15 protein-coding genes are annotated in these 17496 nt (G+C 61.6%); 12 read left to right on the top strand and 3 right to left on the bottom strand.

Features of this window, described 5'->3' with window-relative positions:
• Positions 1-53: 53 nt before the first annotated feature.
• From RE418_RS21045 to RE418_RS21030, 4 genes are all read left to right on the top strand, one after another.
• The gene (locus RE418_RS21045) at positions 54-1538 is read left to right on the top strand and encodes a sugar ABC transporter ATP-binding protein (protein WP_025302466.1); all 1485 of its coding nucleotides are present in this window, start codon (positions 54-56) and stop codon (positions 1536-1538) included.
• Positions 1539-1553: 15 nt separating this feature from the next.
• Entirely contained in the window at positions 1554-2594 is a 1041-nt protein-coding gene (locus RE418_RS21040) for an ABC transporter permease (protein WP_049204184.1), read from the top strand.
• 64 nt (positions 2595-2658) lie between these two features.
• The gene (locus RE418_RS21035; RefSeq protein ID WP_089180781.1) at positions 2659-3579 is read left to right on the top strand and encodes a sugar ABC transporter substrate-binding protein; all 921 of its coding nucleotides are present in this window, start codon (positions 2659-2661) and stop codon (positions 3577-3579) included.
• A gap of 138 nt (positions 3580-3717) precedes the next feature.
• Positions 3718-4482 (top strand): SDR family oxidoreductase, encoded by a 765-nt coding sequence (locus RE418_RS21030; RefSeq protein WP_089180782.1) that lies wholly within the window; start codon positions 3718-3720, stop codon positions 4480-4482.
• Positions 4483-4528: 46 nt separating this feature from the next.
• Here RE418_RS21030 and metQ read toward each other — a convergent pair whose 3' ends face one another.
• Positions 4529-5344, bottom strand: coding sequence for a methionine ABC transporter substrate-binding lipoprotein MetQ (metQ, locus tag RE418_RS21025; RefSeq protein WP_089180783.1), 816 nt, complete (start codon positions 5342-5344; stop codon positions 4529-4531).
• A 236-nt stretch (positions 5345-5580) separates the two neighbouring features.
• Here metQ and RE418_RS21020 point away from each other — a divergent pair, with 236 nt between their 5' ends.
• Together RE418_RS21020 and RE418_RS21015 are read left to right on the top strand one after the other, a co-directional pair.
• Complete coding sequence (locus RE418_RS21020) at positions 5581-6099, top strand: hypothetical protein (protein WP_089180784.1); 519 nt, start codon at positions 5581-5583, stop codon at positions 6097-6099.
• A 146-nt stretch (positions 6100-6245) separates the two neighbouring features.
• Positions 6246-6671, top strand: coding sequence for a universal stress protein (locus tag RE418_RS21015; RefSeq protein WP_049209213.1), 426 nt, complete (start codon positions 6246-6248; stop codon positions 6669-6671).
• A gap of 43 nt (positions 6672-6714) precedes the next feature.
• Here the strand turns inward: RE418_RS21015 and ygjK are convergent, their stop codons facing one another.
• Together ygjK and ygjJ are read right to left on the bottom strand one after the other, a co-directional pair.
• Positions 6715-9078 (bottom strand): alpha-glucosidase, encoded by a 2364-nt coding sequence (ygjK, locus tag RE418_RS21010; RefSeq protein ID WP_089180785.1) that lies wholly within the window; start codon positions 9076-9078, stop codon positions 6715-6717.
• A 17-nt stretch (positions 9079-9095) separates the two neighbouring features.
• Positions 9096-10166, bottom strand: coding sequence for a protein YgjJ (gene ygjJ / locus RE418_RS21005; RefSeq protein ID WP_164067605.1), 1071 nt, complete (start codon positions 10164-10166; stop codon positions 9096-9098).
• A 337-nt stretch (positions 10167-10503) separates the two neighbouring features.
• Here ygjJ and ebgR point away from each other — a divergent pair, with 337 nt between their 5' ends.
• From ebgR to RE418_RS20975, 6 genes are all read left to right on the top strand, one after another.
• The gene (ebgR, locus tag RE418_RS21000) at positions 10504-11484 is read left to right on the top strand and encodes a transcriptional regulator EbgR (protein WP_089180787.1); all 981 of its coding nucleotides are present in this window, start codon (positions 10504-10506) and stop codon (positions 11482-11484) included.
• Positions 11485-11651: 167 nt separating this feature from the next.
• On the top strand, positions 11652-14741 hold the full coding sequence (gene ebgA, locus RE418_RS20995) for a beta-galactosidase subunit alpha (RefSeq protein ID WP_089180788.1): 3090 nt from the start codon (positions 11652-11654) through the stop codon (positions 14739-14741).
• Positions 14738-15190 (top strand): beta-galactosidase subunit beta, encoded by a 453-nt coding sequence (locus RE418_RS20990; protein WP_089180789.1) that lies wholly within the window; start codon positions 14738-14740, stop codon positions 15188-15190. The genes ebgA and RE418_RS20990 overlap by 4 nt, the downstream gene beginning before the upstream one ends.
• 58 nt (positions 15191-15248) lie before the next feature.
• A complete protein-coding gene (locus tag RE418_RS20985) occupies positions 15249-16751 on the top strand; it encodes an amino acid permease (RefSeq protein ID WP_089180790.1) in 1503 nt (500 codons plus the stop codon).
• A 104-nt stretch (positions 16752-16855) separates the two neighbouring features.
• Positions 16856-17170 (top strand): helix-turn-helix transcriptional regulator, encoded by a 315-nt coding sequence (locus RE418_RS20980; protein ID WP_049295409.1) that lies wholly within the window; start codon positions 16856-16858, stop codon positions 17168-17170.
• Entirely contained in the window at positions 17167-17496 is a 330-nt protein-coding gene (locus tag RE418_RS20975; protein WP_025302474.1) for an SRPBCC domain-containing protein, read from the top strand. The genes RE418_RS20980 and RE418_RS20975 overlap by 4 nt, the downstream gene beginning before the upstream one ends.

Raw genomic sequence — 17496 nt, 5'->3', positions numbered from 1 at the left:
CCGGTGTGGGGCGATCGCGGCGGAAAACGTGGGTCAGTGCGGAGGTAAGCGGTATGTACCCTTATGTTCTTGAGGCCGAAGGCATCAGCAAGCAGTTCCCCGGCGTCAAAGCGCTGGATAAGGTCTCGATTAAAATCAAACCCGGCAGCGTGCACGCGCTGATGGGGGAAAACGGCGCGGGCAAATCGACGCTGATGAAATGCCTGATCGGCATTTACCACCCGGACGAAGGCTCGATCAAAATCAAAGGCCGGCCGGTCACCTTCAGCGATACGCTGCAGGCGCTGCATTCGGGCATTTCCATGATCCATCAGGAGCTGAACCTGGTGCCGGACATGACGGTGGCGGAAAACATCTGGTTGGGGCGCGAGCCGGCGCGGCTGGGGTTCGTCAACCACGAGCAGCTGAACGAACAGACCCGCGAGCTGCTGGCGCGGCTGAACATCAAACTGCAGCCGGATACGCTGGTGGGCGAGTTGAGCATCGCCAATCAGCAGATGGTGGAGATCGCCAAGGCGGTGTCCTACAACGCCGACGTCTTGATCATGGATGAACCGACCTCGGCGCTGACCGAAGGCGAAGTGGTGCACCTGTTCGCCATCATCCGTGAACTGCGCGAGCAGGGCAAAGGCATCATCTATATCAGCCACAAGATGGACGAGATCTTCGCCATCACCGACGAAGTGAGCATTTTCCGTGACGGCACCTTCATCGCCTGCGACAAAACCGAAAACCTGACCAAACAGTCGCTGATCACCATGATGGTGGGGCGCGAACTGACGCAGATGTTCCCCAAATTCAACAACAATATCGGCGAGGAAGTGCTGCGGGTGGCGGGGCTGCGCCGCAGCGGCTGGTTTCATGACGTGTCGTTCAGCGTCAAACGCGGCGAGATCCTCGGCGTCGCCGGGCTGGTGGGCGCCGGGCGCAGCGAAGTGATGGAAAGCCTGTTCGGCATGCACCCGGCGGACGGCGGCGAGATCTTTATCGAAGGCCAGGCGGTGAAGGTGGATTCTCCGGCGAAGGCGATCGAGAGCGGGCTGGCGTTTCTCACCGAAGACCGCAAGAAATCCGGCCTGTTTCTGGTGTTGTCGGTGGTCGAGAACATGAGCATCGTCAACCTGTCGGAATACATCGGCAAGAACGGTTTCGTCAGCCATGTGCAGATGGCCAAAGACTGCATGGATCAGATCAAAAAGCTCAACATCAAAACGCCGACCATGGATCAGATCATCAATAACCTCAGCGGCGGCAACCAGCAGAAGGTGCTGATCGCGCGTTGGCTGCTGGCGCAGCCGAAAATCCTGATCCTCGACGAACCAACGCGCGGCATCGACGTGGGGGCGAAAGCGGAAATCTACCGCCTGATCAGCGAACTGGCCAACCGCGGCGTCGCCATCATTCTGGTCTCCTCCGAGCTGCCGGAGATCCTCGGCATGAGCGACCGGGTGATGGTGATGCACGGCGGCCGCATTACCGGCATTTTGGACAAAGACGACGCGGACCAGGAGAAGATCCTGGCGCTGGCCTCAGAATAACGAAGGGTGAACATCATGAGTAACGTAAAGATTGAGAAGCCGCTCTCCGCCGATTCAACGGGCAAGGGAGGGCTGTTCTCCGGGCTGAGCGGCAAAATGCCGAAGGACACCGGTATCTTCATCGTGATGATCGGCATCGCGCTGATCTTCGAAATCCTCGGCTGGTACATGCGCGATCAGTCGTTCCTGCTGAACCCGAACCGCCTGCTGCTGATCGTGCTGCAGGTGGCGATCATCGGCATCATCGCGGTGGGCGTCACCCAGGTGATCATCACCACCGGCATCGATCTCTCCTCCGGCTCGCTGATTGCGCTGACCGCGGTGGTGGCGGCCAGCCTGGCGCAGACCTCGGACAGCATCTCGCCGATGTACCCAGGGTTGCTCGATCTGCCGGCGGCGATCCCGATCGGCGCCGGGATTGGGGTGGGCATCGTCTGCGGCTTTATCAACGGCTTCCTGATCACCCGCACCGGCATTCCGCCGTTCATCGCCACGCTGGGGATGATGGTATCGGCGCGCGGTCTGGCGCAGTACTACACCAAGGGCAACCCGGTTAGCTTCCTGTCGGACGGCTTCACGTCAATCGGCCAGGGCGCGATGCCGGTGATCATCTTCCTGGTGATTGCAGTGATCTTCCACATCGCGCTCAAACACACCCGCTACGGCAAATACATCTACGCCATCGGCGGCAACATGACCTCGGCGCGGGTCTCCGGCATCAACGTCAATAAGTACCTGGTGACGGTTTACACCATCGCCGGCGGCCTGGCGGGGTTGGCGGGCGTGGTGTTGGCGGCGCGCGTCAGCAGCGGCCAGTCGAGCATGGGGATGTCCTACGAGCTGGACGCCATCGCCGCAGCGGTGATCGGCGGCAGCAGCCTGATGGGCGGCGTCGGGCGCATCACCGGCACGCTGATCGGCGCGGTGATCCTCGGCCTTATCAAAAGCGGCTTCACCTTTATCGGCGTCGATTCTTACATTCAGGACATCATCAAAGGCGTGATTATCGTCGCCGCCGTGTCTATCGACATGCGGCGCAACCGCAAAAAACACTGATTGCCGTGAATTGCCGCCGGCGCCAAGGTGGGCCGGCGGCGTTTTTTTACCCGGGGGACACATCATGAACTTTCTGAAAGGGCTGTGGCTGGCGGTGGCGCTGTGCGCTTCCGCGCCGGCATGGGCGCAAACCATCGGCGTATCGATGGCCTATTTTGACCAGAACTTCCTCACCATTATCCGCCAGGCGATCGACAAGGAGGCCAAGGCGCGCGGCATTACCGTACAGTTCGAAGACGCGCGCGGCGACGTCGGCCGCCAGACCGATCAGGTGCAGAGCTTTATCAGCGCCGGGGTGGACGCGATTATCGTCGATCCGGTCAACTCGGCCAGCACCCCGGTGATGACCAAAATGGTGCAGGCCGCCGGCGTGCCGCTGGTGTACGTGAACCGCACGCCGGGCGACGCCAAACTGCCGCAGGGCGTGGTGTTCGTCGGCTCCGACGAGCGGGAGTCCGGCACGCTGCAGATGGAAGAGCTGGCGCGGCTGGCTAACTATCAGGGCAACGTGGCGGTAATGATCGGCAACCCGACCGACGCCGGCGCGCTGCAGCGCACCAAAGACGTGGAGCAGGTGGTGGCCAAATACCCGAAAATGAAGGTGGTGCAGAAACAGAGCGCCAACTATTCACGCAGTGAAGGCATGGATCTGATGATGAACTGGCTGACCAACGGCGAAGCGATCGACATCGTCGCCGCTAACAACGACGAGATGGCGATTGGTGCGATCATGGCGCTGCAGCAGGCGGGCAAGGCGGATAAGAAAGTGCTGATCGGCGGCATCGACGCCACGCCGGACGGCCTCAAGGCACTGGCCTCCGGCAAGATGCAGGTCACGGTGTTCCAGGACGCGGTCGGCCAGGGCAAGGCCTCGGTCGATGTGGCGCAGCGCATGATCAACGGTGAAAAACTCGAGCCGTATTACTGGATCCCGTTCGAGCTGGTGACGCCGGCCAATCAGGGGAAATATGCGGCCAAACCGTGAGTTCGCCGTCGGATCCGCGTTGCCGGGGCGCTGCTTGCAGCGCCTTTTTTATTGCGCCAATTGCATGTCCGCTTGCGGCCAGCGCGGCGTCGAACCTTGCCTCACACTGAGGATCTTTAAACAGCGTGAGGATGAGCGATGAACGCATTAAACGGCAAGGTGGCGGTGATCGGCGGCGCCAGTTCAGGGATCGGCAAAGCGGCAGCGCTGCTGTTCGCCCGGCAGGGGGCGGCGCTGGTGTTGGGCGCCCGGCGCGCGCCGCTGTTGGCCGAGCTGGTGGAGGACATTCGGCGCGAGGGCGGCCGGGCATTGGCGGTGGCGGGTGACGTGCGCGATGAAGCCTTCGCCGAACGGCTGACGGCGACGGCGGTCGACGAATTCGGCGGCCTGGATATCGCCTTCAACAACGCCGGCACGTTGGGGCCGCTGGGGTCGTCGCTGGCGCTCAGCGCGTCAGAATGGCGCGAGGTGCTGGAAACTAACCTGTCCAGCGCCTATTACGGCGCCAGGCATCAAATTCCCGCCATGCTGGCGCGCGGCGCGGGCTCGGTGATCTTCACCTCCACGTTCGTCGGCCACACCGCGGCGTTTCCCGGCACGGCGGCCTATGCGGCCGGCAAATCGGGGCTGATCGGCCTGACGCAGGCGCTGGCGGTGGAGTTTGGCGGGCGCGGCATTCGGGTGAACGCGCTGCTGCCGGGAGGCACCGATACGGCGATGGGGCGGCAGATGAGCAATACCCCGGAAGCCTTGGCGCAGGTGGCCCGGCTGCACGCGCTGAAGCGGCTGGCGATGCCGGAGGAGATCGCGCAGGCGGCGCTGTATTTGGCGTCTGACGCCTCCTCGTTTGTCACCGGCACCGCGATGCTGGTGGACGGCGGCGTGTCCATTCAGCGCGGCTGAGGTTGGCATGGCCCGTGGCCTGGCGCCACGGGCATACGGGAGAGCGTTACCAGCCTTTGACGGCGTCGCCCTTGTAGATTTCGGCGGCGCTGGCCGCCACTTCGTCGGTCTGATAGGCCTTGACCAGATCCTTCACTTTCTCGCTGTCTTTGTTGTCGATGCGGCTGGCGAAGATGTTGACGTACGGCGAGTTTTTGTCTTCGACAAACAGCCCGTCCTTGGCCGGCGACAGGCCAATCTGGCTGGAGTAGTTGGTGTTGATGACAGCCAGCGTCACTTTCTGATCGTCCAGCGCGCGCGGCAGCTGCGGCGCTTCAATTTCGACGATCTTCAGCTTTTTCGGGTTGCCGACGATGTCGAGCGCGGTCGGCAGCAGGCCGACGCCGTCTTTCAGGGTAATCAGCCCTTGTTTTTGCAACAGCAGCAGCGAGCGGCCCAGATTGGTCGGATCGTTCGGCACCGCCACCTGCGCGCCGTCCGGCAACTGGCTGAGTGCGGTGATCTTCTTCGAATAGCCGGCGATCGGGTAGACGAAGGTGTTGCCTACCGCCGCCAGCTTGTAGCCGCGCTCCTGCATCTGCTTGTCCAGATACGGCTTGTGCTGGAAGGCGTTGACGTCCAGATCGCCGTTGTTCAGCGCTTCGTTCGGCAGCACGTAATCGTTGAAGGTCACCACCTCCACGTCCAGATCGTATTTCTGCTTGGCCACTTTCTGCACCACCGCCCACAGCGACTGATCGATACCGGCGCTGATGCCGACCTTGATGTGGTGATCGTCCTGTGCGGTCGGGCCGCAGGCGGTTAGCAGCAGCGTGCCGGCGGCGGCCAGCGCCAGGGTGAGGTTTTTCAGCGTAAATGTCATTTTCCCAGGGTCCTTGTCAACATTGCCTGCTAATTTTGGCGGGCAGAATAGTGGCAGTGACTGTAGGTAATCGCTGGGCTAAAACAAAATACTGATTCACTATGACTCATAGCGATTAGCTATGAGCGGCCGCTGCCCGGCACGGTGCGGATTGTTTTGACGGCGAATCGGCGGGCTTATTATGATAGCCGTTGGCCCGCAAGGGCAGACTGGGTACTGAAACGAAGGAATAGACAATGCGATTGAACACTTGGAGCAAGGCGCTGTTGCCGCTGGTGGTGTTGGCCTGCGTCTCGGCGACTCAGGTTCGGGCGGCGGAGAGCGATACCGGGCCGATCCCCAAACAGCTGCTGGGCAACTGGCGCGTCAGTAAAATTGTGCCGACCCAGACCACCGGTTGCTGGGATCAACAGCAGGCGCAGAGCCTGATCGGCGGCAAAATCAGCTACAAAGCGGATGCATTCAGCTGGAACGGCACGGCGCTGAAAAGCGAAGGGGCCACCGTTAGCACCGTAGAAGCGCAGGAGTTTGTCGAAGACAATTCCGGCAGCAGCTCCTACATCGATTTCCCGATGCTGGGCATCAGCACGCCGTCGGTCGAACGCGTGGCCATTCAGCATGCGGATACCACCATCAAAGGCATCACCGATCAGGGCACCGATGGGGTGCCCGGCGATAACGTGCTGGTGAAAGACGCCAACACGCTGATCCTGTCGTTGTGCAACGTCTGGTTTGAGGCGCAGCGCGAGAAGTAATTTTTACCTTCAGCCCCGGCAACGGGGCTTTCCCACCGCATCGCCACCCGTCGTACGCGCCATTTCTGAACTAAAATTAACCATAACGATATGCCCTGACGTGATATCGGAGCCTCGGCTCTACCGAGTCCATGACAGGAGGCGCTATGTGTTACCACCATATTGTCATCGCCACCGATCTGAGCGATGACGGCAAACGGCTGGTCGAAAAGGGGGCGCGGCTGGCGGAGGCGCTGCAGGCCAAACTCTCGCTGATCTATGTGGACGTCCACTACGACACCTACCACGCGGCGATCGGCTTTTCGGAGCGCAGCTATGACGGCGTGCCGTTCGAAGAGAAGATCCGCAAAGAGCTGGAACCTACCACGCAAAACGTCAACTACCCGATCGCGGAAGTGATTATCGGGCGCGGCGGCTTCGTTGACGAACTGCGCACGGCAGTCGTGGACAAGAACATCGATCTGCTGGTGTTCGGCCATCACCACGATCTGTGGAGCAATCTGTTTTCTTCTACCCGCAACGCCATCAACCAGCTGAATATCGACGTGCTGGTGATCCCGATCCGCTCATAAACGCGGGCCACCGCCGGGCAACGATGGCGGTGGCCGCTGCGGCTTATTGCGTGAAGAAGTCGTTATATAGCATGTACAGGTGCGCCGCGCTCCAGGAAAAGTTCGGCGCGCCTTGCTGCTTGCCGGTGAGCGGGTTGTAGTTCTCGCGGATCGGCCCGTCGGCGATCAGACCGTCGGCGTGGCGGAAGAAGGCCTGCGCCATCGCCACCGCGTCATCGCGATAGCCGTAGCGTTCCATGCCCTTGAGACCGAAATACAGCTGATCGACCCACACGCGGCCGCGCCAGTAGATATCCGCGCCGAACGCCGGGTTGGTCAGCGCCGCGGTGCCGAGCGGCACGTAGGTATTGAACTCGCGCGGATCCTTCATCACCCTGACCACCGCATCGGCGTTCGTCTGGCTGGCGGCGCCGTTGAACAGCGGCGACCAGCCCTCCGGCCCTTTGCCGCGCTCGACGATCGGTTTGCCGGCGCAGCCATTGGCCAACGCCCGGCCTTCGATGCGGATGTCATAGAAGAAACCGCTTTGCTTGTCGAACATGCAGGTGTTGATGTAGGCCGCCAGCCGGTCGGCTTTGGCGCGGAAGGCGGCGGCTTCGGCGCCGCGGCCCAGAATATCGGCCATCTCCGCCAGGTAGCGGTTGTCGCTGTACATGTAGCTGGCCTGATCCACCGATTCCTGCAGCAGTGAGTAACCAAGCAGCGTGCCGTCCGGCGCGCGGTTTTCGGCGAATTTCACCTGCCAGTCTTCGCGTTTGCCGCCCTGCGCTACGTAGCGCGCCAATTGATCCGGATCGATAAAGCCGAATACCGCCGCGTCGTCGCGGCCCGATTCCCAGGAGGCGGCGGTCTGAGCCGGGATCTCGATGCTGTCGTACCGCCCCTCGCGCACGATGCGATCGTAATTGTCGAGGCCGGCCAACGTTTGCTCGCGCTGCCCACGCTTGACGGTGAACAACATGCGCCCGTCGGGGGTATTGTGCGCTTTGTCGCGAGTGGCGCCGTACTCCGGCACGCCGTTGCCGTTGTGGTCACGGTTGCGCAGCCACCAGTCATGGTAGGCCACCAGCTTCGGGTACATCTCCGCCAGCCAGCCCTTATCGCCGGTGACGCGATAGACCTCCATCACCGCCCAGGCCGCCAGGCTCGGCTTGGTGTTGCGCTCGTTCCAGTTGCCGCCGTCGCCGCCGCGCTCCGGGCTGGGGTTGTAGGCGATAAGGTCAGGCAGAAAACCGGCATCCCACGGGCGCAGGGCATCGCCCGGCCGGATCTGGTAGGCGAATACTGCGCGAATGTTGTCCTTGGCCACGTCCGGGTTGAAGTGCGCCATGGCGTAGGCCTGTTTCCAGGTGTCCCACGGCCAGGTCTGATTGCCGGAGAACCAGCGCCCGGTGACCGATGGCGTGACCGAGTCGAACTTCATCGCCCCAGCTGCGCCGCGCCAGTTGCCGTTCAGCGTTTCTATCGCTTTGACCGCTACGCGCGTTTGTTCCGCCGTGGCGTGCGGGTTGCTGAGCCCGTCGGCGAGATAGCGTTCCCAGCGCTGCGCCGACGCGGCCATATAGCGCTGCGGGTGAGCGAGGATGTCGGCGATAGTGCGTTGTTCACGCTGCGCCTCTTCGGCGGTGAGCAGGTGCGAGTAGGTGGTATAGAGCGTGGTGGAGCCGGCGATGCGCGCCGTGGCGCGGAAGCGGTGGCCATCGACCGTGGTGCGCTGCGGCAGCGATTTATGGATCTGATACTCGGACTGCCCGGAGGTCATCAGCTGCGACGGCGCACGCACCTTGCCGAAGGTGACGCGCAGGCCGTCCGCCGTCGGCACAATGCGGCGCATGTAGTTCGGGAACGCCTGCTCGACGGTGGCCGGCGGCTGCGGCTTTTGCTCTTTGGCGGCGTAGCGCTCCAGCAATTCGCCGTCCCACACCAGCTCCAGCGGCGCGTCGGTCAGGATCTGGGTTTCCAGCAACGAGGTGCGCGCGGCGGCGAAGCGCAGCGTCAGGTTGACGGTCACGCCCGGCGCGCTGAGCCGCTGCACCAGGGCGCCGGGCAGGCTGTAGGCCGTCATGGTGAAATGCACCGGTTTACCGTCTCGATAGACGCTGAGCCGATCGAAATTGTTGGCCATAAAGTTGATGTACTCTTCGGTCAGCAGCGCCGGGCCGGGGAAGCCACCCATGCCTTCAGGGCCGCTCGGCAACAGGTGGCCGTGCCAGGCGCCGAGATCGAAGAATGGGTTGAAGCGCTGGTGATCGTCGAAGTCGTAGTCGAGCATAGAATGCGGCGCACCGTGGCGATCGATCACGTTTGGGTAGCGCTCGGCCAGCGGGGCGTCGGGCATTTTCGGCGCGCAGCCCGTCAGCATCAGCACGAGGGCAGTGGCCAGCGGGGTCAGGGGAGTCATGTTCATCGTAGGAGCCTCAACGGTTACCAATAGAAATATTGCATCAGAAACACCGAGTTGCTGGCGCCGGTGCTGTCATTGCGCATAAAGAACTTGCTGTCCAGCGCGGTGGCCAGTTTGCCGCCGGCGTATTCGTACCAGACGCCGAACTGGGCGTATGAGGTGGCGGTATCCGCTGCGTTATCAAACCGGTGGCGGGCGTAGCTGTAGGCGGTGGAGAGATACAGCCCTTTGGCGGTTTCCGTCATCGCGCTGAGCATCAGGCCCGACTCGCTGCCGGGGTGGCCACCGCTGTCGCCTTTGCCGGTGTGGTGCCAGATGCGGCCGGCCAGGTGTTTGCCGCGCAGCCCCAGCAAAAACAGCTGCCCCAGGCCGTCCGTCACTTCCAGGCCGTTCAGCAACGTCAGACTGTCCTGCAGATCGTATTGGGTGTAGCCGTTGATCATCGCCCGGTAGGTGTACTTGTCGGAATAGCGATCGTATTTGCCGAAGTGCAACAGCGCCTTGCTCTCGTCGATACGACTTTCCGGCGCCGCCGTCACACTGTAGCGGAAGCGTCCGGTCAGATTTTGCAGCTTGGCGGCGTAGCTGAGATCGCGGGTGTTGGGGATCACGTAGCCGTACTCCGGCGTGAAGTCCCCCCACCATTGCAGATCGTCGAGCGACGAGTCGTTGCGTACGCTAAGCATCATCTCGGTGCCGTCGTCGGTGCGGTAACCGCCGTAAAAGCGGTTTAACCCACCCTCGAAGCCGCCCCAGCCGTGGCCCGGCGTCCAGGCATGGCCCTGGCTGTCCGCCTGCACGGTCCAGCCTTCGCCGTAAATCAGGCCGAACCAGTGGCCCTGTTTGATCTCCAGGCCGCCTTCGATATAGGTGCCGTCGCTGTATTGATGCTGATGTTCGCCGTTCAAATAGACGCTGCCGCCGATGCCTAGCTCGCCGTAAAAGCGCAGGGCGGTCGCGGCGGTTTCGGGCAACGGCGGCGGCGGCAGCTGATTGCGCTCCGCCGGGGTGACAGGTTCTTGCTCCGCCCAGACGGGCGCGCTAACGAGCAGCAACCAGGGCAACAGGGCGTGATGATTTAGTGATTTCATGGGGCATAGGCCTGGTGTTGGATGGAACGGAACGTCAGCCGAGCGGCGGCTCACGCGAGGTCGCTCCCGGATCCCTGGGAGAAGAGAAAAAGTCCGATCGTAGAGAGCGGTAAACGGCAGGTATATTAGTAAAATATTTAGTAAAAAATACGCTTTAATCAGTAAAGCGTTAACTTGATCACAGCGGACGAAATGGGTATCTTTCGCTGCAGGCGCCCGGCAACGGCTGGCATGAGCGTGCTCTGGCCCGATTTGGGAAGGAGAGGGCGCGGGCGGCGCTGTACGCCGCGGCGCTATCCGATTAAGCTACCGTTTTTCGTCTGTGCATTGGGACTCTATGGCCACACTGAAGGAAATTGCTGAAGCCGCTAATGTGTCCGTCGCCACCGTTTCGCGCGTGTTGAATGACGACCCCACCCTGAGCGTGAAGGCGCAAACCCGCCAGAAGATCCTGGAAGCGGCGGAGCGCCTCGAATACAAGATTGCGCCTTCCAAACGGCAGAGCGGGCAACGCCTGCAATTCGCCGCGCTGTTCACCTATACGCAGGGCGTGGAGATCAACGATCCCTATTACCTGGCGATGCGTTACGGCATCGAAACGCAGTGCGAAAAGCTGGGCGTGGCGCTGAGCGCCGGTTACGACTTCAACGGCGACAAGGCGCTGCCGTCGGCCGACGGCCTGCTGGTGATCGGCCGGCCGCAGCCCGCGCTGTATGAGCAGCTCAGGCAGCAGGAAACGCCGGTGGTATTCATCGACGGCGTGGTGGACGACGAGCGTTTCGACTGCGTCAATGTCGACCTGTACAAGATCAGCCGCAAGGTGATCGACTACTTCATCGGCCGCGGCTATCAGCGCATCGGCTTTATCGGCGGGCGCGACGCTCCGGCCGGCATCGACCAGCGCGAGCAGGCGTTCGTCGAGTATGGCCGGCAGCAAAATGTGGTACGGGCGCAGGATATCTACCACGGCGATTTCAGCAGCCAGTCGGGCTATCAGTGCGCGAAAGCGATGTTGCAGAGCAAGAATGGCTATCCGCCGGCGCTGCTGGTGGCGACCGATTCGATCGCGATCGGCGTGCTGCGCGCGCTGCACGAACACGGCATTCAGGTGCCGGGGCAGATCGCGCTCATCAGCGTCAACGACATTCCCACTGCCCGCTTTATTTTCCCCGCCTTGTCCACGGTGCGCATCCCTTCGGAAACCATGGGCGCACAGGCTGTCAACCTGCTGGCGGAGCGGCTGCGCGATGAGCGCGCCGTCCCGCTGTCGATCTTCGTTCCCAGCTCGTTGCAGCTGCGCGACACCACCCTCGCCTGACCGGTCCCCGCCTCGGCGGGGGGCGTTGGCGCCCAAAATTAACGTCATGATAAAAAAAGATATTTGAGATTTATTGTGATCCTGTCGTCATTTGGTAAATATCAACTGTAGTTTTTACTAAATATTTACTATCGTTTCCGCATTGCACAGGTGTCGGGAGACGTGACGTGAATAATTGGGAAAACATTGGAAAACAGTCGGAGCACCGGTTGCCGCCGCGCGCGAGCTTCTTCAGCTATGCGGATGCCGGGCAGGCGCTGAGCTTTGATCGCAACGCCAGTCGACGCTTCCAGCTGCTGAGCGGCCGCTGGCGCTTTCGCTTCTTCGAGCATCCGGCGCAGGTGCCGGCGGCGTTTTACCGCGAGCCGATGAGTGACTGGGGCGATATGGCGGTGCCGGGCATGTGGCAACTGGAAGGGCATGGCCACCTGCAGTACACCGACGAGGGCTTCCCGTTCCCGATCGACGTGCCTTACGTGCCGACCAATAACCCGACCGGCGCCTATCAGCGCCATTTTACGCTCGATGCCGGCTGGCAAGATCAGCAAGTGCTGATCAAATTCGACGGCGTGGAAACCTACTTCGAGGTGTACGTCAACGGCCATTATGTCGGCTTCAGCAAGGGCAGCCGGCTGTGCGCCGAGTTCGATATCAGCCCCTATGTACGGCAGGGCGAGAACTTGCTGTCGGTGCGGGTGATGCAGTGGGCCGATTCCACCTACATCGAAGATCAGGACATGTGGTGGATGGCCGGCATCTTCCGCGACGTCTATCTGATTGGCCAGAGCGCCACCCACATTCACGACCTGACGTTGGTCACCACCTTTGATGAGCGCTATTGCGACGCGCAGTTGGCGATCGATGCCGAACTGCATCATCTCGGATCGCAGGCCGCCGAGGGCTGCCGCCTGCAGGCACAGCTGTTCGACGGCGATCGCTGCGTGGCGGAGCAGTGGCGCGACGATTTGCGCATCGAGCAAGCGCTAAGCTGCCGTTTCGAACTGCCGGTCAGCCGCCCGCAGCAGTGGAATGCGGAAAATCCCTACCTGTATCAACTGCTGCTCAGCCTGTATGACGGCGCCGGCAACCTGTTGGGCGTGGTGCCTCAGCGGGTGGGCTTCCGCGAGATCGCGGTGCGCGATGGGCTGATGTACGTCAACGGGCGCTACTTCAAACTGCACGGCGTCAACCGCCACGATCACGATCACCTTAAAGGGCGCGCCGTCGATATGGCGCGGGTGGAGCGCGATATCGTGCTGATGAAGCAGCACAACATCAACTCGGTGCGCACCGCCCATTACCCCAACGATCCGCGCTTTTACGAGCTGTGCGATCTCTATGGCCTGTTCGTGATGGCGGAGACCGATCTGGAGAGCCACGGCTTCGCTAACGTCGGCGATCTCAGCCGCATCACTGACGATCCGCGCTGGGAGCATGCCTACGTCGAGCGCATCGAGCGCCACGTGGCGGCACAGAAAAACCACCCGTCGATCATCATCTGGTCGCTGGGCAACGAGTCGGGCTATGGCTGCAACATTCGCGCCATGGCCCGGCGCTGCAAGGCGCTCGATCCGACTCGCCTGATCCACTATGAAGAAGATCGCGACGCCGAAGTGACCGACGTGATCAGCACCATGTATTCCCGTGTAGCGATGATGAACGCCTTCGGCGAATACCCGCACCCCAAACCGCGCATCCTGTGCGAATACGCCCATGCCATGGGCAATGGCCCCGGCGGGCTGTTCGAATACCAGTCGGTGTTCAACCGCCACGCCAGTTTGCAGGGGCACTACATCTGGGAATGGTGCGATCATGGCCTGCTGAGCCACGACGAGCAGGGACGCGAGCGCTACCAGTACGGCGGCGATTACGGCGACTACCCGAACAACTACAACTTCTGCATGGACGGCTTGATCTACCCGGATCAGCGCCCCGGCCCCGGCCTGCGTGAATACCAGCAGGTGCTGTGCCCGGTGGAGGTGACGGCGGATGAGGGGGCAGGTGACGTGCTGCGGGTGAGAAACCGCTATTGGTTCAGCTCGCTGGCGGACATCACGCTGAAGGTCAGCGTCAAGACCGACGGCCGCCAGGTGGCAAGTTACGAATTCAAGCTGCCGAATCTGCAGCCGGGCGAGAGCGAAGACATGCACCTGCCGGTGTTGGCGCTGGGGCAAGGGGAAACGCTGATCGACGTGGCGGTGTATAAGGACAGCGCCACCCGTTACGGCGAGAGCGGCCAGCGGCTGGGGCATTATCAGCATCTGCGCCAGACGGCGACGCGGCTGCCGGCTCCACCGTTGGCCGATGCGCCGGCGCTGCAATGCCGCGAGGAGAATCATCAGCTGATCGTCAGCGGCTGCCGGTTCCAGCTGACGTTCTCGCTGCTGAGCGGCGAACTGCTTTCGTGGCGGGTAGACGGTGAAGAGGTGGTGGGGCGCGCGCCGCGCATCACCTTCTTCAAACCGGTGATCGATAACCATAAACAGGAATATGAGGGAATTTGGCTACCGCATCATTTCCCTATCATGCAGCAGCACTTCCGCCGCCTTAGCCGGCAATGGCAGGGCGAAGATCTGCTGCTCGAGGTGCACAGCCTGATTGCGCCGCCGGTATTCGACTTCGGCATGCGCTGCACCTACCGTTGGCGCATCTCCCCGCAGGGCTACGTCAGCCTGGATCTGGCCGGTGAGCCTTACGGCGATTTCCGGCAGATTATCCCGAAAATCGGTCTCGATTTCGGCATCAGCCGCCGCTTCGAGCAGGTGGAATACTACGGCCGTGGACCGGGCGAGAACTACCGCGACAGCTGCCGGACCAACCTTATCGGTCACTACCGGCAGCGCGCCGACGCGCTGTTCGAACACTATCCGTTCCCGCAGGACAACGGCAATCGGCAGGACGTGCGCTGGCTGAGCCTGCAGGATGCGGCGGGTAAGGGGATCTTCATCCAGCCGCGGCGGCCGATTAATTTCAGCCTGTGGCCTTACAGCGCCGAGAGGCTGCACCAGGCCCAACACATCAACGAGCTGGAACCGAGCGACTGCCTGACGCTGAACCTGGACGACCAGATCCTCGGCCTTGGCTCCAACTCCTGGGGCTCCGAAGTGCTGGATACCCACCGGGTTTATCTGGCGCCGTTCAGCTACGGTTTCACGCTGGTGCCGTTCGACGGTCGGCAAACGCAGGGCGCCACGCTCGCTGGTTATGACTTCACGCCCGCTCATCACCACCCGCAGTCTGCGGAGGAAAACGCATGATCATTCTCGAATCCCTGGTGGAATTTCAGCGCATTTATCACAGCGGCAAGAAGTGGCTGCGCTGCATGGAGGCGATCGCCAATGTCGATCGCATCAGTCCGAACGTATGCCATTCGATCGGCGACTCGCTGACGTATCGGCTGAGCGTCGGCGCCGGCCGGCAGCACGGCTGGCTGGAGGGCAACCGCCGTTACTTCGACGTGCACTATTACCTCGACGGGGAAGAGACCGTCGAGGTCGCCGACAAGCGGGAGCTGACGACGGTGGCGCCCTATCAGGACGAAACCGACCGCGAGTTTTTCAGCGGCGAAGGCGAGAGGCGCCGGGTCGGTAAAGGCAACGTGGTGATTTTCGAAAACCACCAGGCTCACCGCTTCACAGAAAGCGGCAAGATAAAAAAAGTCATTTTAAAAGTGACGGTGGAAGACAGCTATTTCGTCAATAAATAGCGCGCCCGCCGAACAATAACAACAAACCGAAGTCCCCTACACCATTCGGAGAATCTCTATGGCTGCGTCGAACAGAAACACCATCGGCAAGTTTGGCTTGCTGTCGATGACGTTTGCGGCAGTGTTCAGTTTCAACAACGTGATTAACAACAATATTCAGCTCGGGGTCGCCTCGTCGCCGGTGTTCCTGGTGGCGACGATCATTTACTTCATTCCCTTTTGCCTGATCATCGCCGAATTCGTCTCGCTCAACCGCAATTCCGAGGCCGGCGTCTATGCCTGGGTGAAAAGTGCGCTCGGCGGGCGCTGGGCGTTTATCACCGCCTACACCTATTGGTTCGTGAACCTGTTCTTTTTCACCGCGCTGCTGCCGCGCGTCATCGCCTACGCCTCTTACGCGTTTTTAGGCTATGACTACGTATTTACGCCGCTGACCACGGCGATCATCAGCATCTTCCTGTTCGCCTTCTCGACCTACATCTCTAACAGCGGCGCAAAACTGCTGGGGCCGATGACCTCGGTGACCTCGTCGCTGATGCTGCTGCTGACGTTTTCCTACATCATCTTGGCGGGCGCGGCGGTGTTGGGCGGCATCGAGCCGGCCGACCCGATCAACGTGCAGGCGATGACCCCGAACTTCAACTGGGCGTTCCTCGGCATTACCGCCTGGATCTTCCAGGCGGCGGGCGGGGCGGAATCCGTGGCGGTGTACGTGAACGATGTGAAAGGCGGCAGCCGCGCTTTTGTTAAGGTGATCATCGTTTCCGGGCTGTTCATCGGCGTGCTGTACTCGGTGTCTTCGCTGCTGATCAACGTGTTCGTGCACCGCACCGACCTGCACTTTACCGGCGGTACGGTACAGGTGTTCGAAGGCCTGTCGGCGCACTTCGGCCTGCCGACGGTGCTGATGAACCGCTTTGTCGGCATTGTTTCCTTCACCGCCATGTTCGGTTCGCTGTTGATGTGGACGGCGGCGCCGGTGAAGATTTTCTTCACCGAAATTCCGAAGGGCATTTTCGGCGAGAAAACCATTCGCCTGAACCGGCACGGCGTGCCGACGCGCGCGGCCTGGATCCAGTTCTTCATCGTTATCCCGCTGATGCTGATCCCGACGTTGGGTTCCAGCAGCGTGCAGGATTTGATGAACACGCTGATCAACATGACCGCTGCCGCCTCGATGTTGCCGCCGCTGTTCATCATGCTGGCCTACCTGAATCTGCGGCTGAAGTACGACCGGGTGGCACGCGATTTCAAAATGGGCTCGCGGCTGCAGGGCATCGCCATCGTCAGCGTGCTGATCGCCATCTTCACCGTCGGTTTCTTCGCCTCGACGTTCCCGACCGGCGCCAGCATCATGACCATCGTGTTCTATAACGTCGGCGGGTTGGTGGTGTTTCTGGGCTACGCCTGGTGGAAGTACAATCGCTACTCGAAGACCCTGAACGCCGAGGCGCGCTACCACGAAGACATGCCGCTGGCGCGCCTCGCGCTGGAAGCGCAGGAAGGGGCGCCGGCCGGGCAACCCACGTTGACCCCGCCCGCTTGCAATAAGCCGCTGTAATCTCTCCTCTATCGGCTCCGCGCTCCGGCGCGGAGTCTCGTTTCACGGAAAAAATTCCTGCCCCGGCGTTTGCATAATACATAAGTGAATACTAATGTGTTTGTATGAACGAAAATGACATCTTCAAGGCGTTGGCCGATCCGACCCGCCGCGGCATCTTCGACAAACTTGCCGCCGGCAGCATGAACGCCAGCGCGCTGCGCGAAGGGCTGACCATCAGCCAGTCGGCGATGTCGCAACACCTGGCGGTGCTGCGCAATGCCGGGCTGATACGTGAGGCGAAGCAGGGGCGCTGCGTTAATTACCAGGTCGACCCGGACGGGCTGGCGCAGATCGCCCAGTGGCTGGCGAAGTACCGCGCCTATTGGCCGGCGCGCATCGACGCGCTGCAAATCTTGCTGAAGGATATGGATCAATGAATAAACGGGTTGAGCCGCCGCCGCGCGATCGGCTGGTATTGGAGTATGCGCTCGAGGCGCCGCCGGAAAAAGTGTGGCGGGCGCTCAGTATTCCCGAACTGCGCGAGCAGTGGCTGCCGCCGGGGGATCTGGCGCAGGCCGAGCCGTTGGCCACCACGCCGGGCGAAGCAGTGAGCTATCGCCTGCGCGACGACCAGCCGCCGTTTCTCGAAAGCGTCGTCACCCTGCAGATCGTGCCGGATGCCGGCGGCGGCAGCCTGTTGCGGGTGATCCACCGGCTCGACGCCGTCAACGACGGCCCGACGATGATGATGCGCGCCGCCTGA

Origin of the sequence: Serratia sp. szju (genome assembly GCF_044594185.1) — a bacterium.
Classification (GTDB): domain Bacteria; phylum Pseudomonadota; class Gammaproteobacteria; order Enterobacterales; family Enterobacteriaceae; genus Serratia; species Serratia bockelmannii.
Note: the sequence above shows the minus strand (reverse complement) of the source record. Positions and strands in the feature narration are given on the sequence as shown.

What these genes read in the sequence shown, in the direction of transcription:
- RE418_RS21045 (WP_025302466.1), top strand. Translation starts at nt 54, where the DNA reads ATGTACCCTTATGTTCTTGAGGCCGAAGGCATCAGCAAGCAGTTCCCC.
- RE418_RS21040 (WP_049204184.1), top strand. Translation starts at nt 1,554, where the DNA reads ATGAGTAACGTAAAGATTGAGAAGCCGCTCTCCGCCGATTCAACGGGC.
- RE418_RS21035 (WP_089180781.1), top strand. Translation starts at nt 2,659, where the DNA reads ATGAACTTTCTGAAAGGGCTGTGGCTGGCGGTGGCGCTGTGCGCTTCC.
- RE418_RS21030 (WP_089180782.1), top strand. Translation starts at nt 3,718, where the DNA reads ATGAACGCATTAAACGGCAAGGTGGCGGTGATCGGCGGCGCCAGTTCA.
- metQ (WP_089180783.1), bottom strand. Translation starts at nt 5,344, where the DNA reads ATGACATTTACGCTGAAAAACCTCACCCTGGCGCTGGCCGCCGCCGGC.
- RE418_RS21020 (WP_089180784.1), top strand. Translation starts at nt 5,581, where the DNA reads ATGCGATTGAACACTTGGAGCAAGGCGCTGTTGCCGCTGGTGGTGTTG.
- RE418_RS21015 (WP_049209213.1), top strand. Translation starts at nt 6,246, where the DNA reads ATGTGTTACCACCATATTGTCATCGCCACCGATCTGAGCGATGACGGC.
- ygjK (WP_089180785.1), bottom strand. Translation starts at nt 9,078, where the DNA reads ATGAACATGACTCCCCTGACCCCGCTGGCCACTGCCCTCGTGCTGATG.
- ygjJ (WP_164067605.1), bottom strand. Translation starts at nt 10,166, where the DNA reads ATGAAATCACTAAATCATCACGCCCTGTTGCCCTGGTTGCTGCTCGTT.
- ebgR (WP_089180787.1), top strand. Translation starts at nt 10,504, where the DNA reads ATGGCCACACTGAAGGAAATTGCTGAAGCCGCTAATGTGTCCGTCGCC.
- RE418_RS20990 (WP_089180789.1), top strand. Translation starts at nt 14,738, where the DNA reads ATGATCATTCTCGAATCCCTGGTGGAATTTCAGCGCATTTATCACAGC.
- RE418_RS20985 (WP_089180790.1), top strand. Translation starts at nt 15,249, where the DNA reads ATGGCTGCGTCGAACAGAAACACCATCGGCAAGTTTGGCTTGCTGTCG.
- RE418_RS20980 (WP_049295409.1), top strand. Translation starts at nt 16,856, where the DNA reads ATGAACGAAAATGACATCTTCAAGGCGTTGGCCGATCCGACCCGCCGC.
- RE418_RS20975 (WP_025302474.1), top strand. Translation starts at nt 17,167, where the DNA reads ATGAATAAACGGGTTGAGCCGCCGCCGCGCGATCGGCTGGTATTGGAG.